21 protein-coding genes are annotated in these 23,450 nt (G+C 60.7%); 8 read left to right on the top strand and 13 right to left on the bottom strand.

All coding sequences use genetic code 11. The features are described 5' to 3' along the window. The first annotated feature begins 6 nt into the window (after nucleotides 1-6). The 3 genes from EE36_RS10645 (at nucleotide 7) to EE36_RS10635 (ending at nucleotide 2,983) form a co-directional block, all read left to right on the top strand. Complete coding sequence (locus tag EE36_RS10645; RefSeq protein WP_005852113.1) at nucleotides 7-1,065, top strand: ABC transporter ATP-binding protein; 1,059 nt, start codon at nucleotides 7-9, stop codon at nucleotides 1,063-1,065. A 148-nt stretch (nucleotides 1,066-1,213) separates the two neighbouring features. Beyond that, nucleotides 1,214-2,098 (top strand): hypothetical protein, encoded by an 885-nt coding sequence (locus EE36_RS10640; RefSeq protein ID WP_005852111.1) that lies wholly within the window; start codon nucleotides 1,214-1,216, stop codon nucleotides 2,096-2,098. A gap of 180 nt (nucleotides 2,099-2,278) precedes the next feature. Beyond that, a complete protein-coding gene (locus tag EE36_RS10635) occupies nucleotides 2,279-2,983 on the top strand; it encodes an ion channel (protein ID WP_254655604.1) in 705 nt (234 codons plus the stop codon). 33 nt (nucleotides 2,984-3,016) lie between these two features. Here EE36_RS10635 and rlmF read toward each other — a convergent pair whose 3' ends face one another. From rlmF to EE36_RS10600, 7 genes are all read right to left on the bottom strand, one after another. After that, on the bottom strand, nucleotides 3,017-3,943 hold the full coding sequence (rlmF, locus tag EE36_RS10630) for a 23S rRNA (adenine(1618)-N(6))-methyltransferase RlmF (RefSeq protein ID WP_005852109.1): 927 nt from the start codon (nucleotides 3,941-3,943) through the stop codon (nucleotides 3,017-3,019). A 149-nt stretch (nucleotides 3,944-4,092) separates the two neighbouring features. Continuing rightward, entirely contained in the window at nucleotides 4,093-4,635 is a 543-nt protein-coding gene (locus EE36_RS10625; protein ID WP_083776462.1) for a cytochrome b, read from the bottom strand. Between the two features lie 182 nt (nucleotides 4,636-4,817). Continuing rightward, on the bottom strand, nucleotides 4,818-5,528 hold the full coding sequence (gene arsH, locus EE36_RS10620) for an arsenical resistance protein ArsH (RefSeq protein WP_005852106.1): 711 nt from the start codon (nucleotides 5,526-5,528) through the stop codon (nucleotides 4,818-4,820). Next, nucleotides 5,521-5,943, bottom strand: a complete 423-nt coding sequence (gene arsC / locus EE36_RS10615; RefSeq protein WP_005852105.1) for an arsenate reductase (glutaredoxin) — start codon at nucleotides 5,941-5,943, stop codon at nucleotides 5,521-5,523. The genes arsH and arsC overlap by 8 nt, the downstream gene beginning before the upstream one ends. Beyond that, nucleotides 5,940-7,007 carry an ACR3 family arsenite efflux transporter gene (gene arsB / locus EE36_RS10610; RefSeq protein WP_005852103.1) on the bottom strand — a complete coding sequence of 356 codons (1,068 nt, stop codon included), beginning with the start codon at nucleotides 7,005-7,007 and terminating at the stop codon, nucleotides 5,940-5,942. Before arsB ends, arsC begins: the two co-directional genes overlap by 4 nt. 103 nt (nucleotides 7,008-7,110) lie before the next feature. Next, on the bottom strand, nucleotides 7,111-7,443 hold the full coding sequence (locus EE36_RS10605) for a helix-turn-helix transcriptional regulator (protein ID WP_005852102.1): 333 nt from the start codon (nucleotides 7,441-7,443) through the stop codon (nucleotides 7,111-7,113). A 161-nt stretch (nucleotides 7,444-7,604) separates the two neighbouring features. Further along, on the bottom strand, nucleotides 7,605-8,600 hold the full coding sequence (locus EE36_RS10600) for a zinc-binding alcohol dehydrogenase family protein (protein ID WP_005852100.1): 996 nt from the start codon (nucleotides 8,598-8,600) through the stop codon (nucleotides 7,605-7,607). 101 nt (nucleotides 8,601-8,701) lie between these two features. Between EE36_RS10600 and EE36_RS10595 the strand changes: the two genes are divergently transcribed. Continuing rightward, a complete protein-coding gene (locus EE36_RS10595; RefSeq protein ID WP_005852098.1) occupies nucleotides 8,702-9,607 on the top strand; it encodes a LysR family transcriptional regulator in 906 nt (301 codons plus the stop codon). 191 nt (nucleotides 9,608-9,798) lie between these two features. Here EE36_RS10595 and EE36_RS10590 read toward each other — a convergent pair whose 3' ends face one another. Next, nucleotides 9,799-10,653, bottom strand: a complete 855-nt coding sequence (locus tag EE36_RS10590) for a MurR/RpiR family transcriptional regulator (RefSeq protein WP_005852096.1) — start codon at nucleotides 10,651-10,653, stop codon at nucleotides 9,799-9,801. 174 nt (nucleotides 10,654-10,827) lie between these two features. Between EE36_RS10590 and EE36_RS10585 the strand changes: the two genes are divergently transcribed. Together EE36_RS10585 and EE36_RS10580 are read left to right on the top strand one after the other, a co-directional pair. Beyond that, nucleotides 10,828-12,156 carry an aspartate aminotransferase family protein gene (locus EE36_RS10585; RefSeq protein ID WP_005852094.1) on the top strand — a complete coding sequence of 443 codons (1,329 nt, stop codon included), beginning with the start codon at nucleotides 10,828-10,830 and terminating at the stop codon, nucleotides 12,154-12,156. Next, entirely contained in the window at nucleotides 12,153-12,932 is a 780-nt protein-coding gene (locus EE36_RS10580) for a 3-keto-5-aminohexanoate cleavage protein (protein WP_005852092.1), read from the top strand. The genes EE36_RS10585 and EE36_RS10580 overlap by 4 nt, the downstream gene beginning before the upstream one ends. A gap of 185 nt (nucleotides 12,933-13,117) precedes the next feature. On the opposite strand, the gene EE36_RS10575 is transcribed toward EE36_RS10580, so the two are convergent. Then, on the bottom strand, nucleotides 13,118-15,400 hold the full coding sequence (locus EE36_RS10575; protein WP_005852090.1) for an adenosylcobalamin-dependent ribonucleoside-diphosphate reductase: 2,283 nt from the start codon (nucleotides 15,398-15,400) through the stop codon (nucleotides 13,118-13,120). Between the two features lie 123 nt (nucleotides 15,401-15,523). Between EE36_RS10575 and EE36_RS10570 the strand changes: the two genes are divergently transcribed. Beyond that, on the top strand, nucleotides 15,524-15,955 hold the full coding sequence (locus EE36_RS10570; protein ID WP_005852088.1) for a DUF1489 family protein: 432 nt from the start codon (nucleotides 15,524-15,526) through the stop codon (nucleotides 15,953-15,955). 135 nt (nucleotides 15,956-16,090) lie between these two features. Here EE36_RS10570 and hisG read toward each other — a convergent pair whose 3' ends face one another. Genes hisG through hisS form a run of 3 tightly spaced genes read right to left on the bottom strand, consistent with a single transcriptional unit; the run spans nucleotide 16,091 to nucleotide 19,493 of the window. Beyond that, nucleotides 16,091-16,780, bottom strand: a complete 690-nt coding sequence (gene hisG, locus EE36_RS10565; RefSeq protein WP_005852086.1) for an ATP phosphoribosyltransferase — start codon at nucleotides 16,778-16,780, stop codon at nucleotides 16,091-16,093. After that, a complete protein-coding gene (locus EE36_RS10560) occupies nucleotides 16,777-17,856 on the bottom strand; it encodes an ATP phosphoribosyltransferase regulatory subunit (protein WP_005852084.1) in 1,080 nt (359 codons plus the stop codon). The genes hisG and EE36_RS10560 overlap by 4 nt, the downstream gene beginning before the upstream one ends. Next, a complete protein-coding gene (gene hisS / locus EE36_RS10555; protein ID WP_005852082.1) occupies nucleotides 17,856-19,493 on the bottom strand; it encodes a histidine--tRNA ligase in 1,638 nt (545 codons plus the stop codon). Before hisS ends, EE36_RS10560 begins: the two co-directional genes overlap by 1 nt. Nucleotides 19,494-19,651: 158 nt before the next feature. Between hisS and EE36_RS10550 the strand changes: the two genes are divergently transcribed. Next, the gene (locus EE36_RS10550; protein ID WP_005852080.1) at nucleotides 19,652-19,846 is read left to right on the top strand and encodes a SlyX family protein; all 195 of its coding nucleotides are present in this window, start codon (nucleotides 19,652-19,654) and stop codon (nucleotides 19,844-19,846) included. 45 nt (nucleotides 19,847-19,891) lie between these two features. On the opposite strand, the gene dnaE is transcribed toward EE36_RS10550, so the two are convergent. After that, nucleotides 19,892-23,425 (bottom strand): DNA polymerase III subunit alpha, encoded by a 3,534-nt coding sequence (dnaE, locus tag EE36_RS10545; protein ID WP_005852078.1) that lies wholly within the window; start codon nucleotides 23,423-23,425, stop codon nucleotides 19,892-19,894. Nucleotides 23,426-23,450 lie beyond the last annotated feature (25 nt).

Below are 23,450 nucleotides of genomic sequence, written 5' to 3'. Positions count from 1 at the left end.
TCGTATATGGCCGGTGTCGTCATGAAAGATGTCGTGAAACGCTATGGCGGTGTTCAGGTGATACACGGGATCGACCTTGAAATCGAAAATGGCGAGTTTTGCGTTTTTGTCGGCCCGTCAGGCTGCGGCAAGTCGACCTTGCTGCGCATGATTGCGGGGCTGGAAGAAACCACCGAAGGCAGCATGAGCATCGGCGACCGGGATGTGACCCGCATGGACCCGGCAGAGCGCGGGGTCGCGATGGTGTTCCAGACCTACGCGCTCTATCCGCATATGACCGTGCGCGACAACATGGGGTTCGGCCTGAAAATGAACGGCCATCCCAAAGCCGAGATCGCCCAGAAGGTGGCCGAGGCGACGCGAATCCTGAAGCTGGAAGAGTATCTTGACCGCAAGCCCGCCGCCCTGTCGGGGGGCCAGCGGCAACGCGTATCTATCGGGCGCGCCATCGTACGCGGCCCCGAAGTTTTTCTGTTCGACGAACCGCTATCCAACCTCGACGCCGAGCTGCGTGTCGAAATGCGCGTCGAGATCGCCCGCCTGCATAAGGAAATCGGGGCGACGATGGTCTATGTCACCCACGATCAGGTAGAGGCGATGACCCTCGCCGATAAGATCGTGGTGCTGCGCAAGGGCCGGATCGAACAGGTCGGCGCACCGCTTGACCTGTACCGCGATCCTGACAACCGCTTTGTGGCCGGCTTCATCGGTTCGCCCGCGATGAACTTTCTGGATGGCACCACCAGCGGCGGCAAGGTCGTGTTGGACGGGTTGGACGGCAGCTATGCCCTGCCCGTGACCCCACCCGAAGACGGCCGGGACATCACCCTCGGCATCCGGCCGGAACACATCGAAATTGACCCCCAAGGCAAAGGCTTCACCGTCGAAATGACCGAGGCCCTTGGCGGCGTGTCCTATGTTCACCTGCTGTCCGACACCGGTGCCAAGATCATCGTCGAGGAACGCGGCGACGACCGGTCTCGTGAAGGGGCGCAGGTTGGCGTGAAAATCCCGCCCGAGCGGGCGATGCTGTTTGACGCCAACACCGAACAACGTCTGCGCTAAGGCGCAGGCGGGTCATCGGTCACGTAAACCTAGACAGAACCAGACATTCCTGAAAAACAGTTGGGGCGTGCAAGCGAGCCTTGCGCGACAGTCCCGCCGGAGCCGACCGCCCGGGCGGGACGGGCACCGCAGATAGGGAAGCAGATTAATGGCGAAACCAAGACTTACGCTCACCTATATCGTGGAACCGCCCTCTTACGACATCATGGCCTGTAGCCTGCTTGCCTCTATCCGCGAGCAGTTTTCCGAAGACGTGGCCTGCATCGGCTATGTGCCCGAACATCGCATGAACGACGTTCACCCCTCGGTGTTCATCGCACACGAGAAAATGGGCGCGGAGCTGCGCCCGATGAAAACGGAAGGCATGTGGCGCGAGCCCTATCCCCACGGCAACAAGATCATCGCCGCGATGCAGCCCCGAGAGAGCGAGTTTTCCGCCTTTGTGGATTCCGACGTCTTGTTTATCCGCCCCAATACAATCGACAATATCGTCAAATCCGGCCATGTTTCCTGCTCTGTCGCGGCCAGTATGTATTGGGCGCAGAAAGACATCTGGGACCTGATCTACGGGGCCTTCGATATGGAGATCCCGGAAGAGCGCGTGTACCTGATGCGCCAGTCGCGCCGCCCCAAAGTGCCCTATTTCTCGTCCGGTTTCGTCCTTTTCCCCGAAGCCGAAGGACCACAGGGCCGGTTTGCCGATATCTGGTACGAGACGGCCCGACGGATTGACGAGATTGACACGCTGGAAAAGCGACGCCCTTATCTGGATCAGATGAGCCTTCCTGTCGCCATCCGCCGTGCGGGCCTGACATGGAACCCGCTGGCGGAAGAGCAACATTATATCCTGGGCGGCAAGATACGGGGGGAGCCCCTGCCCAAAGATCGCGATATCTTCACGGTGCACTACCGCAACCCCAAGGTGCTGGAAGAAGTCGGCCTAAAGCATAAATCCCGACGCATGCTGCGCCGTCAAACGGGCGTCAGCTTTGTGCGCCGCTTGGCCCGGACAGACGAGCCCACGCCGGAATAATCCTGCCGGCCTACGCAAACCATTGATATTGGCGCGCCTTGCGCCATCTTGACCCTCAGCGGTTGTTGACGATGACGACCCTGAGGGAAGCGGTATGTCCAATCAATGAACAGTCTACGCAGTACGATTAAATCTTTATACGATGGGCAAAACACGCGCTCGCGGCGGTTTCGCTACGGGTTGATCGTGTTTGATTCACTGACGATCATCTATTTCATCGCGACCGCCGCGCTGCCGTCAACGCCGGTGATTACGGCGGTCAATGCGTTCTTTGGCCTGTTCATCCTGTTCGACCTTGCCGCGCGTCTTTGGATCTCTACGAACCTGCGCAAAGAGCTGACGCGCATCTACACCCTTGCTGATCTGGTGGTGGTGATATCGCTGGTGCTGGCACCGCTTATGGCCGAAAGCTTTGCGTTCCTGCGGGTCTTGCGCGGTTTGCGGCTGATCCATGCCTATCATCTGCTGCACGACCTGCGGCGCGAAAGCGCGTTTTTCCGAAAACACGAGGACGCGATCCTTGCGGCGGTCAACCTGCTGGTGTTCATCTTTGTCATCACGTCGCTGGTGTTTGTGCTGACCTTTGAAGAGGACGCGGGTGTCGCGGGCTATGTCGATGCACTGTACTTTACAGTGGCGACGCTGACGACAACGGGTTTTGGCGACATCACGATGACGACAACGGGTGGCAAACTGCTGTCGGTGTTCATCATGGTGGTCGGGGTCGCGCTGTTCGTACAATTGGCGCGCACGATCTTCCAACCCTCCAAGATCAAGCACACCTGTCCCGAATGTGGCCTGAACCGTCACGAGACAGACGCCGTTCACTGCAAACACTGTGGCACCACGCTCAAGATCGAGACGAAGGGCGATACGGGCGGTTAATGTCGCGGGGCATCGAACATGTGCATGGCGGATCTAGCGCGCGGATCCCTTCATAAAGGACGCACGCTGGTCTTTCTTGATGAATGTCCAGGCGATGAACCGGCTGGTTTTTTGCCCCTGCGCCATCTCGACCACATCGCAGTTGGCGACCTTGGCCTTTTTCAGGATTTTATAAAGCGTCTGCACGTTGTCCTTTTTTGACACAAGCGACGTAAACCACAGACATTGCCCCGCAATCGCGCGGCTTTGGTCGACCATGCTGGCGATGAACCTGATCTCGCCGCCGGGGCACCAGAGCTCGGCGTTTTGCCCGCCGAAATTGAGCTTGCCTGAACGCCCTTTGCCAAGGTTCGCCCATTTCCGTTGCGTGCCCTTCGTCGCCCTTTCCATTGAGGCATGAAAGGGCGGGTTGCACAGGGTGACGTGGAAACGGTCGTCAGGATAGATCACCCCGTCGAAAATATCCTCGCGGTTCTCTTGCAGCCGCAGGTCCACGTCCAGCGCGTTGGCCTTTGCAATCTGTTGCGCAGACTTGATGGCCACAGGATCGATATCGACACCGGTAAACTGCCAGCCATAGGCGCTTTGCCCCGTCAGCGGGTAGACCAAGCTTGCGCCGGTGCCGATGTCCAACGCCTTGATCTGCGGCCCGCGCGGAATCTCGTTGTTGTTGCTGCGCGCAAGCAGATCGGCCAGATGGTGGATATAATCGACGCGCCCCGGAATGGGCGGGCAAAGATAGTTCGGCGGGATGTCCCAGAAATCGATGCCGTAGTCCGCCTTGAGCAGCGCCCGATTGAGCATACGCACAGCCGCCACGTCCCGGAAATCGATGGTGGTCTGACCTGCTGGATTGGGGCCGGTAAACGGCCCTAGCTCGGGGAGGGCCGCAATCAGGCGCGCGAAATCATACCCCTCGTTGTGGAGGTTGCGGGGGTGCAAGTTGGTTTTGGTGGCCATGGGAAAGCCTTTGTTGAAAGTGGTGAAAAGCAGCCAGGCCGTTGGCCTGTCTTACCCCCTGAAGGCCCCATAGTAAAACCGAAGACGCGGCCGTTGGCCTCGGGAAAAACTGAAGCCCCTATAGCCGCGGGCTCCCTATTTTCAGCATCTTACCGCCCCGCCATCGTTGACAGGACATCATCACGCTGGATCAGGCGATGCCAAACGACTGCCATGAAGATATGCCCAAGCACCACAAGGGCAAGGATCCAGCCCAGCTCTCCGTGCCATTCCGCGGGCGCTTGCATCCAGGCGACCTCGGCGGTTTGGGGCGAAAATATCTGCACCCCGAAATAGCTTAGCCCACGGGTGCCGCCCGCTGCGGCCAAGAGCCGTACGCCCGGGACGATCACCATCAAGGCATATAGAACCACATGACCCGCGACAGCCGCCTGCCCCATCAAACCGACATGCGTAGGCCGCCGCTGGATGTTCGCCAGTCCCCAGAGACCGCGCACCAGGATCAGCGCAAACAGCGTCACCCCCAGCGTCGTATGGTAGCCCCAAAGAAGCTCGCGCAGGGTGTTCTCTCGCGGAAGCGCCCAATGCGCCGCGGCCGAGATAAACTGCGCCGCAAACAATGCGGCCATGCCCCAGTGAAGCAGCCGGCTTACGGTGCCGTAACGGGTTGGTGTATCAGATAGTTGTGTCACAAAATGCCCCTGTCTCTGGCGATATCACAATCATTATATGCAGCCGCTGCGCGGTCACCTTAGGCAGGCAACTGCGCTGGATGAACCTTTAACAGACCATCCACCGCAGCTGTCGCGCAAATCATTCAAGCCGCGTCCCGTTCAACATATGGATATTCCTGCCCCTGCGGTCGACAAATCGGTCAGATCGACTTCTGGTTCACGCGCTTCGACAGCTCGGCGGCGCTTTCCCTACGCTCGCTATAGCGATCCAGCAGGTAGTCTTTCCTGTCTTTGGTCAGCATCGTGAACTTCACCAGCTCTTCCATGACATCAACGACCCGATCATAGAACGGCGATGGCTTCATCCGATCCGCGTCGTCAAACTCCAGAAAGGCTTTGGGGGTGGAGGACTGGTTCGGGATCGTGAGCAGCCGCATCCAACGCCCAAGAATGCGCAGCTGGTTCACGGCGTTAAAGCTTTGTGACCCTCCGCTGACCTGCATCACGGCCAGCGTTTTGCCCTGCGTCGGACGCACACCGCCCAAGGACAGCGGAATCCAGTCGATCTGGGTTTTCATGATGCCGGTCATGGCCCCGTGGCGTTCGGGTGAACACCAGACCATTCCGTCCGACCACGTGACCAGATCACGCAGTTCCTGCACTTTGGGGTGACTGGCGTCGGCATCATCCGGCAGCGGCAGGCCCGACGGCGAATAGGTACGCGTCTCGGCCCCCAGCCGTGTCAGGATGCGCGCGGCTTCTTCGGTCATGAGCCGGCTGAACGACCGGTCCCGCAATGATCCGTAAAGCAACAAAATACGCGGGCGATCCGCGTCTGCTGAGGGTTCGAAAAGACGCGCCGCATCAATCGCTTTGAAATGGGTGTCATCAAGGTTCGGGGTATCAGGCAACTCGGTTTCCTTCCGCGTCAATCAGTAAAGTGCCGTCTTCCTTGGTCAGCGGCCCCTGTGGTAGGTGGTCAAGCAAGTCCAACACGGCCTCGCTTGGGCGGCACAGCCGGACGCCTTTGGGCGTGCAAACAAGGGGCCGATTGACCAGAATGGGGTGTTCCAGCATGGCGGCCAAAAGGGCTTCGTCGTCCACGTCGGGATCCAGCAGCCCCAATGCCTCTGCCGGAGATCGCTTTACCCGCAGGGCGCTGCGCGGCGTCAAAGCCGCCGCCGCGAAAAGCCCCAAAAGCTGTCCGCGCGTCCAGCCGGTATCAAGATAGGGGATCACCACTGGCTCCACGCCCGATGCTTTTATGATGGCCAGCACATTGCGGGACGTGCCGCAGTCGGGGTTATGGTGAATGACAACACTCATGCTGACCCCTCCGAGGCAGGGAACCAGTGGCGGGTTCTGTTTGCAAAAGCGACAAGCGACAGCATGACAGGCACTTCGACCAAGACACCGACCACCGTCGCCAATGCCGCACCAGAGCCGAGCCCGAAAAGGCTGATCGCAACCGCAACGGCCAGCTCGAAAAAGTTGGAGGTGCCGATCAAGGCGCAGGGCGCCGCGACGTTGAACGGAATACCCCAGGCCCGCGCGACCCCATAGGCCAGAAAGAATATCCCGTAGGACTGGATCAGAAGCGGCACAGCGATCAGGGCAATCACCAGCGGCCGGTCCAGGATCACCTCGCCCTGAAACGCGAAAAGCAAGACCACCGTCACAAGCAGACCGATGATCGAGAACGGCTGCACACCCGACTTGAACCGATCCACCGCCGCTTCGCCGCCTTGCGCAATCAGCCGCTGGCGCGTCAGATACCCCACGAAAAGCGGCAGCATCACGTAAAGGCCCACGGACAACAGCAGCGTATCCCAAGGCACAACGATATCCGTGGCCCCCAGCAAGAAGGCAACGATGGGCGCGAAGGCGAACACCATGATGACGTCGTTCACGCTCACCTGCACCAGCGTATAGGTCGCATCCCCCCGCGTCAGGTTCGACCAGACGAACACCATCGCGGTACAGGGCGCGGCCCCCAGCAGGATAACGCCCGCAAGATAGGCCTGCGCGTCATCCGGCGGGATCAGGCCTGCGAAAAAATAGTTAAAGAACAACACGCCAAGGGCGGCCATGGTGAAGGGTTTGACCAGCCAGTTCACCACCACCGTGACAACCAACCCTTTCGGCTTGTCGCCCACCTGACGCAAGGCTCCGAAATCCACACCGACCATCATGGGGAACACCATCGCCCAGATCAGCACCGCAACGGGCAGGTTCACCGACGCCACCTCAAGCCCGGCAAGCATACCAAACGCCGTCGGGAACAGATTGCCAAGCAGCAGCCCCGCGCCAATCGCCAGCGCCACCCAGACGGACAGCCATTTTTCAAACGTGCCCAGACCCGCCGCCGCGGGAAGTGTCGTATCAGTCATGTCGAACCTTCAAAAATTGCAGCCCCTTGGCCGTGAATATGTGGTTGCCCGATGTCAGCACAGGAATGTTACAGGACCAATGCGGCACCTCCCCCATGCGCGCCTAACAGGGGCAGGCGAGCTCGTTTATGATGGGCTGGCAGAGTTCCGGGCGCCCGCCGCAGCAATCCTCCATCAGAAAGGCGAGCAAACCGCGCAGCCCCTCCATATCGGCAAAGTAACGAATGCTTCGCCCTTCGCGCTTGCTGCGAATAAGGCCCGAACGCGCCAAAATCGCGAGGTTGGTCGACATCGTGTTCTGTCGCACCCCCAAGGTGTCGCCGATATCGCCTGCCGACATCCCCCCTTCTCCGGCTGTGATGAGAAGACGGAAGACATCAAGGCGGGTGACCTGACTGAGCGCCGCAAAAGCGTCGAGAGCATGATTCTTATCCATATATCGGGAATTATTGATTCATTTGACGCAGGTCAAGCCCTGATCAGCAACCCGTTGCGCTTGCGCGAAACTATGGGCAATCTACGCGCCCCCTCAAAGGCGCAGGGGACGCGGGGGCGTGGCGCGAACATGGCACCACGCCCTCGCGTGATCTCTATTACTTAAAGTCCGCCAAGCACCTGCTTGCCAATCACGCGACCGCTTTCCTGCCGCAGATGCGCTGCGCGCAGCGCCTCGACGGTCAGCGCCTCGCCGCGCTCGGTGACTGTCGACTGCAATGTGCCTGCGTCGATCATCGCTGCGACGCGGTTCAGCAGGTTTTGCTGGGCATCCATATCGTCGGTCGCGAACATCGAACGGGTGAACATGAACTCCCAATGGATGCTCAACGCCTTGGGTTTGGCCGCCTTGATGTCCAGCGCCTCGGGGTCGTCAATCAGCGCAATCTGGCCGCGTGGCGCGATCAAGTCGATGATTGCGGGCCAATGCTGATCCGTGGCCGTCAACGCGGCGACATAGCTTGGGGTCTGGCCCAGTTCTGCCAGCTGCGCGGCTAGGTCACCGCGATGGTCAACCACGTGATCCGCCCCCATCTTGCGCACCCAATCCTGCGTCTCGGGTCGAGAGGCCGTCGCAATGACGGTAAGCCCGGTCAGCGCTTTGGCCAACTGGATGAGGATAGAGCCGACGCCGCCAGCGCCACCGATCACCAGCAAGCTTTGCTCCGCGCCGCCTCCTTCGGTCAGACGGAATGCGTCGAACAACATCTCCCACGCGGTGATCGAGGTCAGCGGCAGCCCCGCCGCTTCGGTAAAGTCGAGGCTGGCCGGCTTGCGCCCGACGATCCGTTCATCGACGGCATGGAATTCCGCATTGGTGCCCGCGCGCGTGACGTCGCCCGCATAGAAGACCTCATCGCCGACCTCAAAGCCGGTGACCGACGCGCCCACCTCGGCCACGACGCCTGCCGCGTCAAAGCCCAGAACGCGCGCCGCGCCCTCGGGTTGGGCGGCTGCGCGCAGCTTCACGTCGACCGGATTGACCGAGATGCCTTTCACCGCGACCAGCAGATCACGCGGCCCCACCGCGGGCCGGTCGATTTCAATCAGATCAAGCGTGTCCGCAGGGCCCGCCGCGCTATAGCCAATGGCTTTCATTTCTTTGTTCCTTCATTGTGTCGCTGAAAAATAGGTCTTGTGAAACGGTAGAAAACCGGCATTTTTCCGATTTGATTATTCGGATAGCGGAGATAATAGCGGTGGATACTGACAACCTGCGCCTTTTTGTAATGGCCGCCGACCGGCTGAACATCTCTGCTGCCGGACGGAATCTGGGTCTTGCGCCTGCGGTCGCCAGCGCCCGCCTTGCCAAACTGGAACAGGAGCTTGGCGTAGAGCTGCTGCGACGGACCACCCGCAAAGTGTCGCTGTCGCTCGAAGGGTCCGACTTCCTTCCCTACGCGCGGGAGATCCTAGCGCAGGCAGAGGCCGCGAAGGCCGTTCTTGGCAGTCATGAAACCAGCCCCAAAGGCACCATCCGATTTGCCGCGCCAAGCAGTTTCGCGCAGCGCCACATCATGCCGCTTCTGCCGCAGTTTCACGCGGCGTTCCCCGACCTTACGCTCGAACTTCGTCTGTCTGACGCACGGTTTGACGCGATCGAGGGCAGTTTTGACCTTGCATTGCGCGCGGCCCCCCTGACCGACAGCAGCCTCAAGGGGCGCAAGCTGGCGGGTGATACCCGCGTCCTTTGCGCCTCTCCTGCATATCTTGAGGAACACGGCGTACCGCAGTCACCGGCAGAGCTTCGGGGGCATCGGTTCTTGGCATGGATCGACCTTGAGCCGCGCGAATTGATCGCCCCAGAGGGCGAAACCGCGCCGCTTGACCCCGCCCAGATGATCTGCCGGACCATCGTTGACGATGGTGACGCTCAGCGTGAGGCCACCCTTGCGGGGGCCGGTCTGTCGATCAATTCGCTCTGGAGCGTCTCGGACGAGCTGCGCTCGGGCCGGTTGATCCGCGTCCTGCCGGAATGGAAGCTGAACGACAGTTCGGTCTTGTGGTTGATGTACCCGCGCTCAAACGTGCTTACCCCCAAGACGCGCATCCTGATCGACTTTCTCATCGCGCATCTTGGGTCACATGCAGAGTGGGGCGCGTAGCAGCCAGCCCCGCGCCCACAACACGCCCGTTATCGGTATAACCGTCACTCATGCCGCGGACTGGCACAACGCCTATCCTATGCGGTCATCGTCGCGCTGGACGAAAGCGACCTGCGGTCCACGGGGTTGATCACCGGTGGCTCTGCCGTGGCATTGGGCCTGCCGGATGATTTTCATCCGCGTAAGACACCTCACACGTCGTAGCCGCCATACTGCCGGATACGGCCCTCAAAATTCGATACCCGCTCTGCCGCGTCATCCGAACGCGCGGCCATTCCGACCAGCAGCATCTCCACCGCTAGAAACGCCGAATTGAGCGATGGCAGGAAATGAGGTCCGGCCATGGGCAGCGGGACCACTTTCCAAGCGCCAACCGCGATTGGGGAGGCATGACTGTCCGTCAGCGCCAGAACCCGCGCGCCGCGGGACTGGGCGATCTGGCAGGCCTGAACCACCTCTGCCGCGTAATGTTCATAGGTGATCCCGACGATAATATCCTCGGACGTGGCCTGAGACAGAACATCGACAATGCCCCCCGGCAGGGTCGGCACGTCTACGAAGTTCGAAAACGCCATGCCGCCCACATACGAGAAATAATGCGCGATCGCATAGCAGCTGCGCACGCCGACCACATAGACTTTGCGCGCCCCGAGCAACGGGTCGATGCACGCATTCAACGTGTCCATAATATCTGCCGAGAAAAGCATCGCCGTGTTTTTACCATGCGCTTCCATGAGCGCGGCAAACGCGCTGTCGCGATGTTCGTGCCTTAGTGTCTGGGCACGCGCGCCGTAGTTTGGCGCAGGTGTCTGGATCGTTGCCTGCACATCCGTGCGGAAGGCGTCAAAGCTGGTATAGCCAAGCTCCTTCGCCATACGGGTCACGGTATTCGGATTGACCCCTGCCTGCTTTGCCAGCCCGCGAATCGAGCTAAAGGCCACGAGCGAAAGGTTATCAAGAAGCCACCGCGCAAAGGATCGAAGCGCGGGCGTTCCTTGCGCACTTACCTGTGACAAGCGGTCTTTCAGCGTTTCATCGTTGCTCATCAAACCCTTACCTTCTGTTTATGCGTGCCGGCGTTCACGTCGCTGTCACATCCAATGCACAGCAAAAATACATTTGCTTAATCTATAGCAATACAATAATACAAACGCATCATCGCGCAGGCAAGTGCTGATGTCACGTCACCCAAAGCGCGTCTTCAAGCAAGGACTACAGTCATGAAAAGTCATATCTTCGGCAGATCCACCAAAGGCGCGCTGCCGGTCGCCACCAGGGGGGATGGCTGCTATCTGATCGATGCGGACGGACGCAGATATCTTGATGGCTCGGGCGGCGCTGCTGTTTCCTGTCTGGGGCATTCAAATCAGGCTGTCCGCGCCGCCCTGCACGCCCAGATTGACCAGCTTGCCTTCGCGCACACCGGCTTTTTCACCTCTGATCCGGCAGAGCGTTTGGCCGATCGCCTGATCGAGAATGCGCCGGCGGGCATTGATCGGGTATATCTCGTCTCTGGCGGCTCCGAAGCGGTAGAGGCATCGATCAAGCTCGCGCGGCAGTATTTTCTGGAAATCGGGCAGCCCAAGCGCCACCGCGTCATTGCCCGCCGCCAAAGCTATCACGGGAATACATTGGGCGCTTTGGCAGCTGGGGGGAATGCGTGGCGTCGTACCCAGTTCGCGCCCCTGCTTGCCGACACCACCCATATCAGCCCCTGCTATGAGTACCGCGACCGGCAGGACGGCGAAACGCAAGAGGCCTACGGCCTGCGCGTGGCGAACGAACTGGAAACCGAAATCCTGCGGCTTGGCCCTGATACGGTGATGGCCTTCCTTGCGGAGCCTGTCGTGGGTGCGACCTCGGGCGCGGTACCTGCCGTTCCGGGATATCTCAAGCGCATCCGCGAGATTTGCGACCAATATGGCGTGCTGCTGATCCTGGACGAGGTGATGTGTGGCATGGGCCGTACCGGCAAACTGTTCGCCTGCACCGAGGACGGCGTCGCCCCGGACATGATCACCATCGCCAAAGGTCTTGGGGCGGGCTATCAACCGATCGGCGCGCTGCTGACCTCGGCCGCCATCTATGATGCGATTGCAGCGGGCACCGGTTTCTTCCAGCACGGCCACACCTATATGGGCCACGCCATGGCGGCCACGGCGGCCAATGCCGTGCTCAGCGAAATCCTTGACCGCGATCTGCTGTCCCATGTCACCACCCAGGGCGACAAGCTTGACGCAGCACTAAAGGCGCAGTTCGGCGATCATGACAACATTGGCGATATTCGCGGGCGCGGGTTGTTCCGCGGGATCGAACTGGTTGCCGACCGCAGCACCAAAGCACCCTTCGATCCGTCCCGTGGCCTTGCCGCACGGATCAAGAAGGAGGCCTTTGCCGCCGGTCTGATCTGCTATCCGATGTCCGGCACAATCGATGGTCAATATGGCGACCACGTGCTGCTCGCGCCGCCGTTTATCATCGAGGACGCACAGATTGATGAGCTGGTGGGCAAGCTATCAACGGCCATCGACAAGGCGCTTGCCGCATGACCGCATTGCCCAGATTTATGGTCGCGCCGAATGGGGCGCGGCTGACCAAGGCGGACCACCCTGCCCTCCCCGTCACCATAGAAGAGACGGTCGCCTGCGCGCTGGCCTGCCATGCTGCGGGTGCCGATGGCCTTCATGCGCATGTGCGCGATACCGAGCAACGGCATGTTCTGGACGTCGGGCTTTATGCCGAGCTTCTGAGCGAGCTCGGCCAGCGCGCCCCTGACCTCTATGTTCAGATCACCAGCGAGGCCGCGGGCCGCTTTACCCCCGCAGAACAACGCCATCTGGTCGAAACCCTGAAACCGCGCGCCGTGTCGGTCGCGCTGCGCGAGATCACGGCCAATCAAGAGAATGCCGCCACCCGACGGTTCTTTGCCATGTGCGCCGAAGCGATGATCGACGTTCAACACATCCTCTATGACACCGCGGATGTCGCCCATCTTGCCCGGCTTGTCGCACAAGGCGATGTCCCCCGCGACAGGCTGAAGACCCTGATCGTTCTGGGGCGTTACACCACCGGCCAGACCAGCACACCCGCCGAAGTTGCAGCACTGGCACAAAGGCTAAAATCGGCCTTGCCGGACGCAGACTGGGCCGCCTGCGCCTTCGGCCCCCAAGAAACCGCCTGCCTGATCGAGGCCATGCGCCACGGCGGCAAGACCCGGATCGGATTCGAGAACAACCGCTTGAACGCAGACGGACAAGTCGCGGCAAACAATGCCGAGAGGGTCACGGAACTGGTGACACAGGCCAAGCGCGCCGGATTTGCGTGACCGTTATCGCGAGACGCAAGTGAAGCGGGTTCGGTGAGGGTGTTGATCGCTGACTCGAAGCAACACCACACACAGGCGCGCGGCCTTGATTGCGCATTCATCTGCAGATCTGGGGGACCCGAAAATTGAACGCAATGGTTTGAGGAACACGGGTGAGGTTTTGAAACCTCACCCCACAACTCCAATCAGCCACACTTACTATGGCCGCAGCTGCCGCAGGTCATGCAGCCTTCGACCATGCGCAGATCGTATTGGCCGCAGCTGCTGCAGGCTTTGCCGCGGGGGGCCTCCAGGCCGACGACCTTGGCTTGCGGGTCGGATTTCAGCCCCTGCCCTTCGCCCGCGATAAAGCCGGTGGCGATCAGGTGTTGTTCGATCACGCCCCCGATGGCGGCCAGCATCGAGGGGATGTATTTGCCGCGCATCCAGGCTCCGCCGCGCGGGTCAAAGACGGCCTTCAGCTCTTCGACGACAAAGGACACATCGCCCCCGCGACGGAACACGGCAGAGATCATGCGGGTAAGCGCGACCGTCCAGGCAAAATGCTCCATGTTCTTGGAATTGATAAAGACCTCGAACGGACGCCGATGCCCGCCGATCACCACATCGTTAATGGTGATATACAGCGCATGCTCGCTGTCGGGCCATTTGATCTTGTAGGTGGAGCCCTCAAGCTCTTCCGGACGGTCCAGCGGATCGGACATATAAACGACCTCGCCGCCTTCCTCTGCGGTGGCTTGGGCCGCAACCTCGCCCGGGGCTGTATCGGCGCTTTCCGATACCGACAGAACCGATCCGGTCACGTCATTGGGACGATAGGTCGTGCAGCCTTTGCAGCCCTGATCCCAAGCGGCCATATAAACATCCTTGAACGCGTCAAAGCTGATGTCTTCGGGGCAGTTGATGGTTTTCGAGATGCTGCTATCGACCCATTTCTGTGCCGCGGCCTGCATCTTGACGTGATCCAGAGGGGCCAGCGTCTGTGCATTAACGAAATAGTCTGGCAAGGGCGCGTCGCCCTTCAGATCGCGCCACATCTGTACGGCGTAATCGACGACTTCTTCCTCCGTCCGGCTGCCATCCTTTTGCAGAACCTTGCGGGTGTAGGCATAGGCAAAGACCGGCTCGATCCCCGAGCTGACGTTGCCTGCATAAAGGCTGATGGTGCCTGTCGGCGCAATCGAGGTCAAAAGCGCGTTGCGGATGCCGTTTTCGGCAATGGCGTCGCGCACATCCTCATCCATCTGCTGCATGGTGCCGGAAGCCAGATAGGCGTCCGCCTCAAACAGCGGGAAGGCCCCCTTTTCCTTCGCCAGATCGACGGAGGCCAGATAGGCCGCCCGTGCAATCGCCTTGAGCCATGCCTCGGTCTGCTCTGCCGCCGCGTCCGAGCCATAGCGCAGCCCGACCATCAACAAGGCATCCGCCAGACCGGTGACACCCAGACCGATGCGGCGCTTGGCTTTCGCCTCTGCCTGCTGTTCGTCAAGCGGGAATTTCGACACGTCAACGACGTTGTCCATCATGCGCACAGCGGTCGCGACCAGCTTGTTCAGCGCCTCGACATCCAGCTGAGGGTTGTCGCCAAACGGGTCGGATACCATCCGCGCCATATTGATCGACCCCAGCAAACAGGCACCATAGGGCGGCAGCGGCTGTTCCCCACAGGGGTTTGTGGCGGCGATGGTTTCGCAATAGCTTAGGTTGTTGGCCTCGTTGATGCGATCGATAAAGATCACACCGGGCTCGGCGAACTCATACGTGGCTTTCATGATCCGGTTCCACAGATCACGGGCCTGAACGGTGCGGTAGACCTTGCCGTTGAACTGCAGATCCCAGCTGGCATCGGCCTTGACCGCATCCATGAAAGGGTCTGTGATCAACACGGACATGTTGAACATCCGCAGCCGCGCGGGGTCGGATTTCGCGGCGATGAAGTCTTCGACATCGGGGTGGTCACAGCGCATTGTGGCCATCATCGCGCCACGGCGCGACCCTGCAGACATGATGGTCCGACACATCGCATCCCAGACATCCATAAAGCTCAGCGGGCCGGAGGCGTCAGCAGAGACCCCCAGCACATCCGCGCCACGGGGCCGGATGGTGGAAAAGTCATATCCGATCCCGCCCCCCTGCTGCATGGTCACAGCGGCTTCTTTGAGCATGTCGAAGATGCCGGCCATGCTGTCAGGCACGGTGCCCATGACGAAACAGTTGAACAATGTCACACGGCGCGCAGTACCTGCCCCGGCAGTGATGCGGCCCGCGGGGAGGAATTTGAAATCCTCCAGCGCTTCGTAAAATGCCTCTTCCCATTTTTCCGGTGCTTTTTCGACCTGCGCCAGATCACGGGCGATTCGCCGCCAGCTGTCTTCGACCGTCACATCGCGCGGCGTGCCGTCGGCATCTTTAAAACGGTACTTCATGTCCCAAATCTGTTCGGCAATGGGGGCGGCAAATCGTGACATATTCGATTCCTTGAGGGCTGTTTGGGAAGGTGTTCACCATACCCCAAATCAAAGCGCAAGCACAACAGGTTGAAGAAAGTGTGTATTAGAATACATGATGCTGTAGCAGCGACGGAGGATTCTGTGAAAAATCATATACATCTCATCAAGTTGTCCGTCGGCACGGAAACCGTCGATGACCTGGCCGCATGGCAGGAAAAAAAACGCGTGCAAACCGAGGACGGTTTTCCCCGCCACGTGACCCGCATGTGGCCCAAACGCGAACCCGAGATTCTGAACGGCGGGTCGATCTTCTGGGTGATCAAAGGTGTGATCCAGTGTCGTCAGAAAATCCTGCGTCTGGACGAGACATCGGGCGCGGACGGTGTGCGCCGCTGCGCGATCGTGCTGGACCCCAAGATCATCCGCGTGCAAGGCAGCCTCAAACGCCCGTTTCAGGGGTGGCGCTACCTTGCGCCGCAGGATGCCCCTGCCGATCTGCCCGAAGGCCGCGACCACGAAGAGCCCCTGCCCATAGAGTTGAACCGCGCGCTGGCCGAGATCGGCGTGCTCTAGCAGCAGCCCCTGCGCGCGCATCCCCCGCGGAATTTGAGTTTATTTGGCAAAATGAAGCAGGGCCGCGCGTGCCTCTTCATTTTGCCCTTAAACTCCCGCCGGAGGCGCATCCGCAGGATGCCGCGCGCATGCGCGTCAGGACAGCTGCGCCAGCAGGGCCGTCATCGTCGCGCGATCCGCATCATCCATCTCTGCCATCCGGCTGCGCCAAAGCGTCGCCTGTGACCGCAGGATCAGCCCGTCGGAGAGGATCTTGAGGTGGTTGGCGCGCAATGTCTCCCCGCTCGAGGTGATGTCGGCGATGGCCTCTGCCGTTTCATTCTTGATCGTGCCTTCGGTCGCCCCCTGGCTGTCGACCAGCGCATAATCCGCGACACCGGTGCTGCGCAGGAATTCCCGCACCAGCCGGTGGTATTTCGTCGCGATGCGCAGGCGGAACCCGTGCTTGTCGCGGAAGGCCGAGGCGGCGGCATCCAGATCATCGAGCGTATCAACATCGATCCAGGCCTGAGGCACAGCAATGATCAGATCGGCATGCCCGAAGGCGAGCTCTTCTACCGGGGCGACAAGCTGATCCCACAGCGCCAGTTTCTCTTGCACCAGATCGGTGCCGGTGACGCCCAGATGGATACGGCCAGCGGCCAGCTCGCGGGGGATTTCGCCCGCAGAGAGCAAGATCAACGACACGCCCTCAATGCCTTCGACGGCCCCCGCGTATTCACGTTCGGAGCCCGTGCGCTGCAAGGTAATCCCGCGCGCGGCAAACCATTCAAAGGTTTTCTCCATCAGACGCCCTTTGGAGGGCACACCGAGTTTGATCGTCATTGGCCTGCCTCCAGTTCCAGCATCAGCCCGGGGCGCATAACGCCCCCCACCGCGGGAATTTCGCCGCCCTGCCCCAGCCGCCGTGTCAGCGCGTCATAGCGTCCGCCTGTGGCGATGGTGGGCAGGTCGGGCCGTGTCGCCGCGCGGAAGCCGAAGACGAACCCGTCATAATATTCCATCGACACGCGGCCAAAACTGGCTTCGAACATCAGGTTACCGGTATCGACACCGCGGGCGGCAAGCGCCTTTTCCCGCGCCGCGACACGATCCACCGCCTCAGAGATCGCGGGCATATCGACGGCAAGGTCATGCAACTGGCTGATCGCATTGGGCATGGTTTCACGCACATCCAGCAGCGCCAGCAGCAAGGACACCTGCGTGCGCGACAGGGCCGGTTCGGTGGCGTCGGCGCGCAGGGCGGCGATGCGTGTTTCAATCTCGTCCAGACTGCGCAGGCCGATCAGTGGTGCGGTGATAGCACCGTCACTGGCCAAGAGCGCCGCGCGGGTCGCGGGCATCGGCGTTTTGCCAGCATAGCGGTCGAGCAGCGCACGGAACCGGCGGGGCCGCCAGATGTGCCGCATCAGTGCCGCCTTGCGCGACGCCGATGTATCCAGCCCCGCAACCGCAGCCATCAAGATACCGATATCCCCCGTCACGGCAGTGACCGGAAGCCCCTCCAACGCGCCCTGAATCAGGGCAAAGACTTCGGCATCGGCTGCCGCGGGATCGCCACGGTCAAAGACTTCGTAGCCCGCCTGAATATATTCGTTGGCGCGGTTGGGGTCACGTTCCTGACGGCGGAACACTTCGCCCGCGTAGGTGTAGCGTGCCGGGTCCGCCCCATGGGCCATATGCATCTGCACCACGGGCAAGGTATAATCGGGGCGCAGCATCTGTTCGCCCCGCATCGCATCCGAGGTGACATAGGCGCGCGCGCGGATGTCTTCGCCATAAAGGTCCAGCAGGGTCTCGGCGGGTTGCAGGATCGGCGGTTCCACCACCGCGGCCCCCTGCGCCTCGAACATGGCGCGCAGGCTTGCGGCCTTGGCGAGGATGTCGGATCGTGTAGCCATCAGCGGTTCAGCTCCAGTATCTCGCGCACTTTAGAGACAAGATCCCCCCGCGCCACTTCATATTGGCTGGGGCGGTCTTTCCATTCCTCCAGCGTGGCGCTTTCAGCGATTTTCGCGCCAAGGATCAGGTCCTTGATCTGGATCATACCCTTGTCGAATTCATCCCCGCCCGCGATCACCGCCACCGGGCTGGCGCGGCGGTCTGCATATTTCAGCTGGTTGCCAAAGTTCTTGGGGTTGCCCAGATAAACCTCGGCCCGGATGCCTGCCTGACGCAGTTCAGCGACCATCGCCTGATAGTCGGACATGCGCGCCTTATCCATCACGGTCACCACCACGGGCCCTTCGGCCTGCGCCGACATCCGGCCCTTGGCCTGCAGTGCTGCAAGCAGCCGGTCGACGCCGATAGAGACGCCCGTTGCAGGGACTTCCTGACCGGTGAAGCGCTTGACCAGATCGTCGTACCGCCCGCCCCCTGCGACAGAGCCAAAGTTGCGGGGCCGGCCTTTTTCGTCCCGGATCTCGAAGGTCAGTTCCGCCTCGAACACCGGACCGGTGTAATAGCCAAGACCGCGCACCACGGAGGGGTCGATAACGATACGGTCAGCGTTGTACCCCTGCGCAGCGAGCAGTGAAGATATCATTCGAAGTTCCTCAACACCTTCTGCGCCTGTTTTCGAACCCTCTGTAAGAGCGTCCAAGGTGGCGAGTACACGTTCGTTATAGCTGCCCCCCGAAATTGCGTCATCGTAGTTCCCGTCAGAGAAGAGGTGAATTCCCCGAACGCGATTCTCAAATTCTTCTGGATCCTCATCCACACCGCCAGAACCAAACGCAAATTCATCCCTGTGAGCACCACTCCCTGCGCTGAGGAACTTTAAGATCCTCTGTCGTTGTGAAACACTCAGATTTGCTCCCTCAGTGAAATCTCCGCTAGCATCTTTCCGACCTTTACCTAGCAGATCCAGCACCCCGTCCAGACCCAGCCGGTCGAGCTTGTCAATCGCACGCAGCACGATGCCGCGCTCGTGGGCGAAATTGTCGGGGTTGGCGGGGTCGAGCACGCCTGCGACCTCCATCACACCGTTAAGCACCTTGCGGTTGTTCACCCGCACGATGTAATCGCCGCGGTCGATCCCGACTTCTTCCAGACAATCGGCCAGCATCGCGCAGATTTCTGCATCGGCCGCGACCGACGGTGCGCCGACCGTATCGGCATCGCATTGATAGAACTGGCGGAAGCGTCCCGGCCCCGGCTTTTCGTTGCGCCAGACCGGCCCCATCGCATAGCGCCGATAGGGCGTGGGCAGATCGTTGCGGTGTTGAGCATAGACGCGAGCCAGCGGTGCCGTCAGGTCATAGCGCAGGGCCAGCCAGTCGCCGGGCTTGTCCGCCTCTGCATCCTCTTGCCACGCGAAGACGCCCTCATTGGGGCGATCCACATCGGGCAGGAACTTGCCCAAAGCCTGCACCGTCTCGACCCCGGAGCTTTCCAGCGCGTCAAAGCCATAGCGATGATAGACCTGCGCAATCTTATGCAGCATCTCGGCACGCTGTGTTACTTCTGCACCGAAATAGTCACGAAACCCCTTTGGCGTTTCGGCCTTGGGGCGGGGGGTCTTTTTTGGCTTGGCCATTGGATCACATCCTGTGGGCTGAATATCGCGCTTCGCGTCTAGCCCAACCCCCCGCCAAGGGCAAGCGACGCGGCCCCGCCGCGGCACGCATCCCCCCTTATCGAACGCCATACAACCTGTTAGGAGGACGGCAAACGCGCAAGCTGCAAGGTGCCCTCATGGATAAGCTCGAAGAACAAATGGCCCATCTGATCCGTACGGTGGATGACCTGTCCGATGTCGTCGCCCGTCAGGAGACAGAGATAGCGACCCTGACGCGGCGGGTTCATATGCTGATGCAGCGCGAGGGCGAACGCGAGGCAGCGGGCTCCGAAGGGGTTGTCATCGGCAACGAACGCCCGCCGCACTATTGATAGGATGCCCCATCCAGGAAGCTGCCGCCGCCCCGATGGGCCGCGTCAGATTTCCTCTACCTCCATCACGCCGGTCAGGGACCGGATCGCGCCCTTGATCTTGGGGGTGACAGGGTATTCGGCGCAGAGGTCTACCTCCACCTCGCCGGGCAGGGTCGGGTCCATCAGGCACAGTTGCACCGGCCCCTTGCCCGCGCTGCGCGCCGCGGATCGGGCACCGGCCAGCACATCGGCGACCGCCTGAATAGCCCCCGCATCATCCACAAAGATCCGCAGCCCCATGTTGCCCGCATCCTCGACCACCGTGTCGATCGGCACCACGGACCGGCCCAGCAGTTTCAACTGGTCGCTTTCCATCGTCGCCTCGACCATGACCACGACCTTAGATCCTGTTTCAAGGTGGTCGCGCGCCAGCTCCAGCGTGTCCGAAAACAGCGTCACCTCGTAAGCGCCCGTCGGGTCCGACAGTTGCGCAAAAGCAAAGCGGTTGCCGCGCGCCGATTTACGTTCCTGCCGACCGGCGACGATCCCTGCCAGACGGGCGTTCATCGCCCCTTTGACCGAGACTTTCTCGGTCAGCTCGTCCAGCGTCAGGAACGGCACACCGCCCGTAGCGGATTTGCGTTTCATCGGCCCCATGTAATCGTCCAGCGGGTGGCCCGACAGATAGAAGCCTACGGCCTTGAACTCTTCGGTCAGGCGCTCGGCGGCCTCCCAATCGTCGCAAGGCACGATGCGCGGCTCTGGCAAGTCATCCCCCGCCTCGCCAAACAGCGACACCTGATTAGAGGCTTTCTGCTCGTGGATCGCGGCGGAATAGCTGACCAACCCGTCCAGCGACTGCCAGACGCGGCGGCGGTTGTTGTCCAGCTGGTCGAACGCACCGGAGCGGGCCAGCATTTCCAGCGGACGTTTTCCCACCCGTTTCAGATCAACCCGCCGCGCCAGATCAAAAAGCGTGGCAAAGGGCTTGTCCACACCGTCAACCTTGCGGCCTTCGGTGATCAGCTTCATCGCCTCCACCCCGACGTTTTTCAGCGCGCCCAAAGCATAGACCAACGCGCCCTCGACCACCTTGAACGTCGCATCACTGCGGTTCACACAAGGCGGCACCCAGGGCAGTTCCAGCCGTTTGCGGACCTCTTCGAAATAGACCGCCAGCTTGTCGGTCAGATGGATATCGCAGTTCATCACACCAGCCATGAATTCGACCGGATGGTTCGCCTTGAGCCATGCGGTCTGATAGCTGACCACCGCATAGGCGGCGGCGTGGGATTTGTTGAAACCGTAGTTGGCGAATTTTTCCAGAAGGTCGAAAACCTCAGACGCCTTTTTCTTATCGACCCCGTTGGCCATCGCACCCTTTTCGAACTTGGGGCGTTCCTTGGCCATTTCCTCGGCGATCTTTTTACCCATCGCACGGCGCAGCAGGTCAGCGCCACCAAGGCTATAGCCCGCCATGACCTGCGCGATCTGCATCACCTGTTCCTGGTAGACGATGATGCCCTGTGTTTCCTCGAGGATGTGGTCAATCGACGGATGCACGGATTCCCGCTCGCGCTGGCCGTTCTTGACCTCGCAATAGACCGGAATATTCTCCATCGGGCCGGGCCGGTACAGCGCGACCAAGGCCACGATATCCTCGATACAAGTCGGCTTCATCCGCTTTAGGGCATCCATCATGCCGCTGGATTCCACCTGGAACACCGCCACCGTCTTGGCACTGGCATAAAGTTTGTAAGAGGCCTCGTCGTCCAGCGGGATGGTGGCGATATCGTCGATCAGCCCCTCGGGCGGCTCGAACAGCTCTGTCCCGTCGGCGGCCACATGCAGGTGACGGCCCGAGGATTTGATCTGGTCGACCGCGTTCTGGATGACGGTCAGGGTCTTGAGGCCCAGAAAGTCGAACTTGACCAGACCGGCCTGTTCGACCCATTTCATGTTGAACTGCGTCGCGGGCATATCGGACCGCGGGTCTTGATACAGCGGCACCAGCGCGTCCAGCGGCCGGTCCCCGATCACAACCCCCGCCGCGTGGGTCGATGCGTTGCGCAACAGCCCCTCGACCTGCTGGCCATAGTTCAACAGCCGCGCGACGACTTCCTCGTTCTTGGCCTCCTCGCGCAGGCGTGGTTCATCCGCCAGTGCCTTTTCGATGCTGACAGGTTTCACGCCCTCGACGGGGATCATCTTGGACAGGCGATCCACCTGCCCGTAAGGCATCTGCAAGACCCGCCCGATGTCACGCACCGCCGCCTTGGACAAAAGCGCCCCGAAGGTGATGATCTGCCCCACCTTGTCGCGCCCGTATTTGCGCTGCACATACTGGATCACCTCTTCCCGGCGATCCATGCAAAAGTCGATGTCAAAGTCGGGCATCGATACCCGTTCGGGGTTCAGGAACCGTTCAAACAGCAGTTGATAGCGCAGCGGGTCCAGATCGGTAATCGTCAGCGCATAGGCCACCAGACTACCCGCCCCCGAGCCCCGCCCCGGCCCGACGGGAATATTATTGTCTTTCGCCCATTTGATAAAATCGGCAACGATCAGAAAGTAGCCGGGGAACCCCATGCCCTCGATGATGCCTAGTTCAAAATCCAGCCGCTTTTCATATTCTTCGACGGTGGTGGCATGGGGGATCACCTTCAGCCGGTTTTTCAGCCCCTCATGCGCCTGCCGCTTGAGCTCTTCGATCTCGTCATCCGCAAACTTCGGTAGGATCGGATCACGGCGATACGCCATAAAAGCACAGCGTTTGGCGATCTCGACCGTGTTCTCGATGGCTTCGGGCAGATCGGCAAACAGCGTCACCATCTCGGCCTGCGATTTGAAGTAATGCTGCGCGGTCAGCCGGCGGCGTTCGTGCTGCTGATCGACATAGGCCCCATCCGCGATACAGATCAGCGCGTCATGGGCCTCGTACATATCGGCCTTGGGGAAATAGACGTCATTCGTCGCGACCAAAGGGATGCCCATGTCATAGGCCATCTCGACAAAGCCCCGCTCGGTCAGTTGTTCGGCTACGGGCTGGCCATCCTCGCCGGGGTGGCGCTGCAACTCGACGTAAAGCCGGTCGGCAAAAGCCCCGTGCAGCCGTGCCATCAATGCCTCTGCCGCGGGGCGTTGACCGCCCTGCAACAGCTGCCCCACGGGGCCGCCCGCCCCGCCTGTCAGACAGATCAACCCACCGTTCAGCGCCTCCAGCTCCTCCAAGGTGACCTGCGGCAGCGCCCCGCCCTTGTCGATATAAAGGCAGGAGTTCAGCTTCATCAGGTTTTCATACCCGGCCTCGGATTGGGCCAGCAAAACCACAGGGGCCGGATCGCGCGGTTTTTCCCCCGGTTGCACCTTCACATAGGCCAGATCCACCTGACAGCCGATGATCGGCTGCACACCGGCCCCTGCCATGGCGACCGAGAATTCCAACGCGGCGAACATGTTGTTGGTATCCGTCAGCGCCAGCGCCGGCATATCGGCCCCCTTGCACAGATCGGGCAGCTTTTTCAGCCGCAACGCCCCTTCCAACAACGAATATTCGGAGTGCGTGCGCAGGTGAATGAATCGGGGTGCTTGTGCCATGGGGCCAACTTACCCAAGCCCACCC

Source organism: Sulfitobacter sp. EE-36, from assembly GCF_000152605.1.
GTDB classification, from domain to species: Bacteria; Pseudomonadota; Alphaproteobacteria; order Rhodobacterales; family Rhodobacteraceae; genus Sulfitobacter; species Sulfitobacter pontiacus.
Note: the sequence above shows the minus strand (reverse complement) of the source record. Positions and strands in the feature narration are given on the sequence as shown.

What these genes read in the sequence shown, in the direction of transcription:
- EE36_RS10645 (WP_005852113.1), top strand. Translation starts at nt 7, where the DNA reads ATGGCCGGTGTCGTCATGAAAGATGTCGTGAAACGCTATGGCGGTGTT.
- EE36_RS10640 (WP_005852111.1), top strand. Translation starts at nt 1,214, where the DNA reads ATGGCGAAACCAAGACTTACGCTCACCTATATCGTGGAACCGCCCTCT.
- rlmF (WP_005852109.1), bottom strand. Translation starts at nt 3,943, where the DNA reads ATGGCCACCAAAACCAACTTGCACCCCCGCAACCTCCACAACGAGGGG.
- arsC (WP_005852105.1), bottom strand. Translation starts at nt 5,943, where the DNA reads ATGAGTGTTGTCATTCACCATAACCCCGACTGCGGCACGTCCCGCAAT.
- arsB (WP_005852103.1), bottom strand. Translation starts at nt 7,007, where the DNA reads ATGACTGATACGACACTTCCCGCGGCGGCGGGTCTGGGCACGTTTGAA.
- EE36_RS10605 (WP_005852102.1), bottom strand. Translation starts at nt 7,443, where the DNA reads ATGGATAAGAATCATGCTCTCGACGCTTTTGCGGCGCTCAGTCAGGTC.
- EE36_RS10600 (WP_005852100.1), bottom strand. Translation starts at nt 8,600, where the DNA reads ATGAAAGCCATTGGCTATAGCGCGGCGGGCCCTGCGGACACGCTTGAT.
- EE36_RS10590 (WP_005852096.1), bottom strand. Translation starts at nt 10,653, where the DNA reads ATGAGCAACGATGAAACGCTGAAAGACCGCTTGTCACAGGTAAGTGCG.
- EE36_RS10585 (WP_005852094.1), top strand. Translation starts at nt 10,828, where the DNA reads ATGAAAAGTCATATCTTCGGCAGATCCACCAAAGGCGCGCTGCCGGTC.
- EE36_RS10580 (WP_005852092.1), top strand. Translation starts at nt 12,153, where the DNA reads ATGACCGCATTGCCCAGATTTATGGTCGCGCCGAATGGGGCGCGGCTG.
- EE36_RS10575 (WP_005852090.1), bottom strand. Translation starts at nt 15,400, where the DNA reads ATGTCACGATTTGCCGCCCCCATTGCCGAACAGATTTGGGACATGAAG.
- hisG (WP_005852086.1), bottom strand. Translation starts at nt 16,780, where the DNA reads ATGACGATCAAACTCGGTGTGCCCTCCAAAGGGCGTCTGATGGAGAAA.
- EE36_RS10560 (WP_005852084.1), bottom strand. Translation starts at nt 17,856, where the DNA reads ATGGCTACACGATCCGACATCCTCGCCAAGGCCGCAAGCCTGCGCGCC.
- hisS (WP_005852082.1), bottom strand. Translation starts at nt 19,493, where the DNA reads ATGGCCAAGCCAAAAAAGACCCCCCGCCCCAAGGCCGAAACGCCAAAG.
- EE36_RS10550 (WP_005852080.1), top strand. Translation starts at nt 19,652, where the DNA reads ATGGATAAGCTCGAAGAACAAATGGCCCATCTGATCCGTACGGTGGAT.
- dnaE (WP_005852078.1), bottom strand. Translation starts at nt 23,425, where the DNA reads ATGGCACAAGCACCCCGATTCATTCACCTGCGCACGCACTCCGAATAT.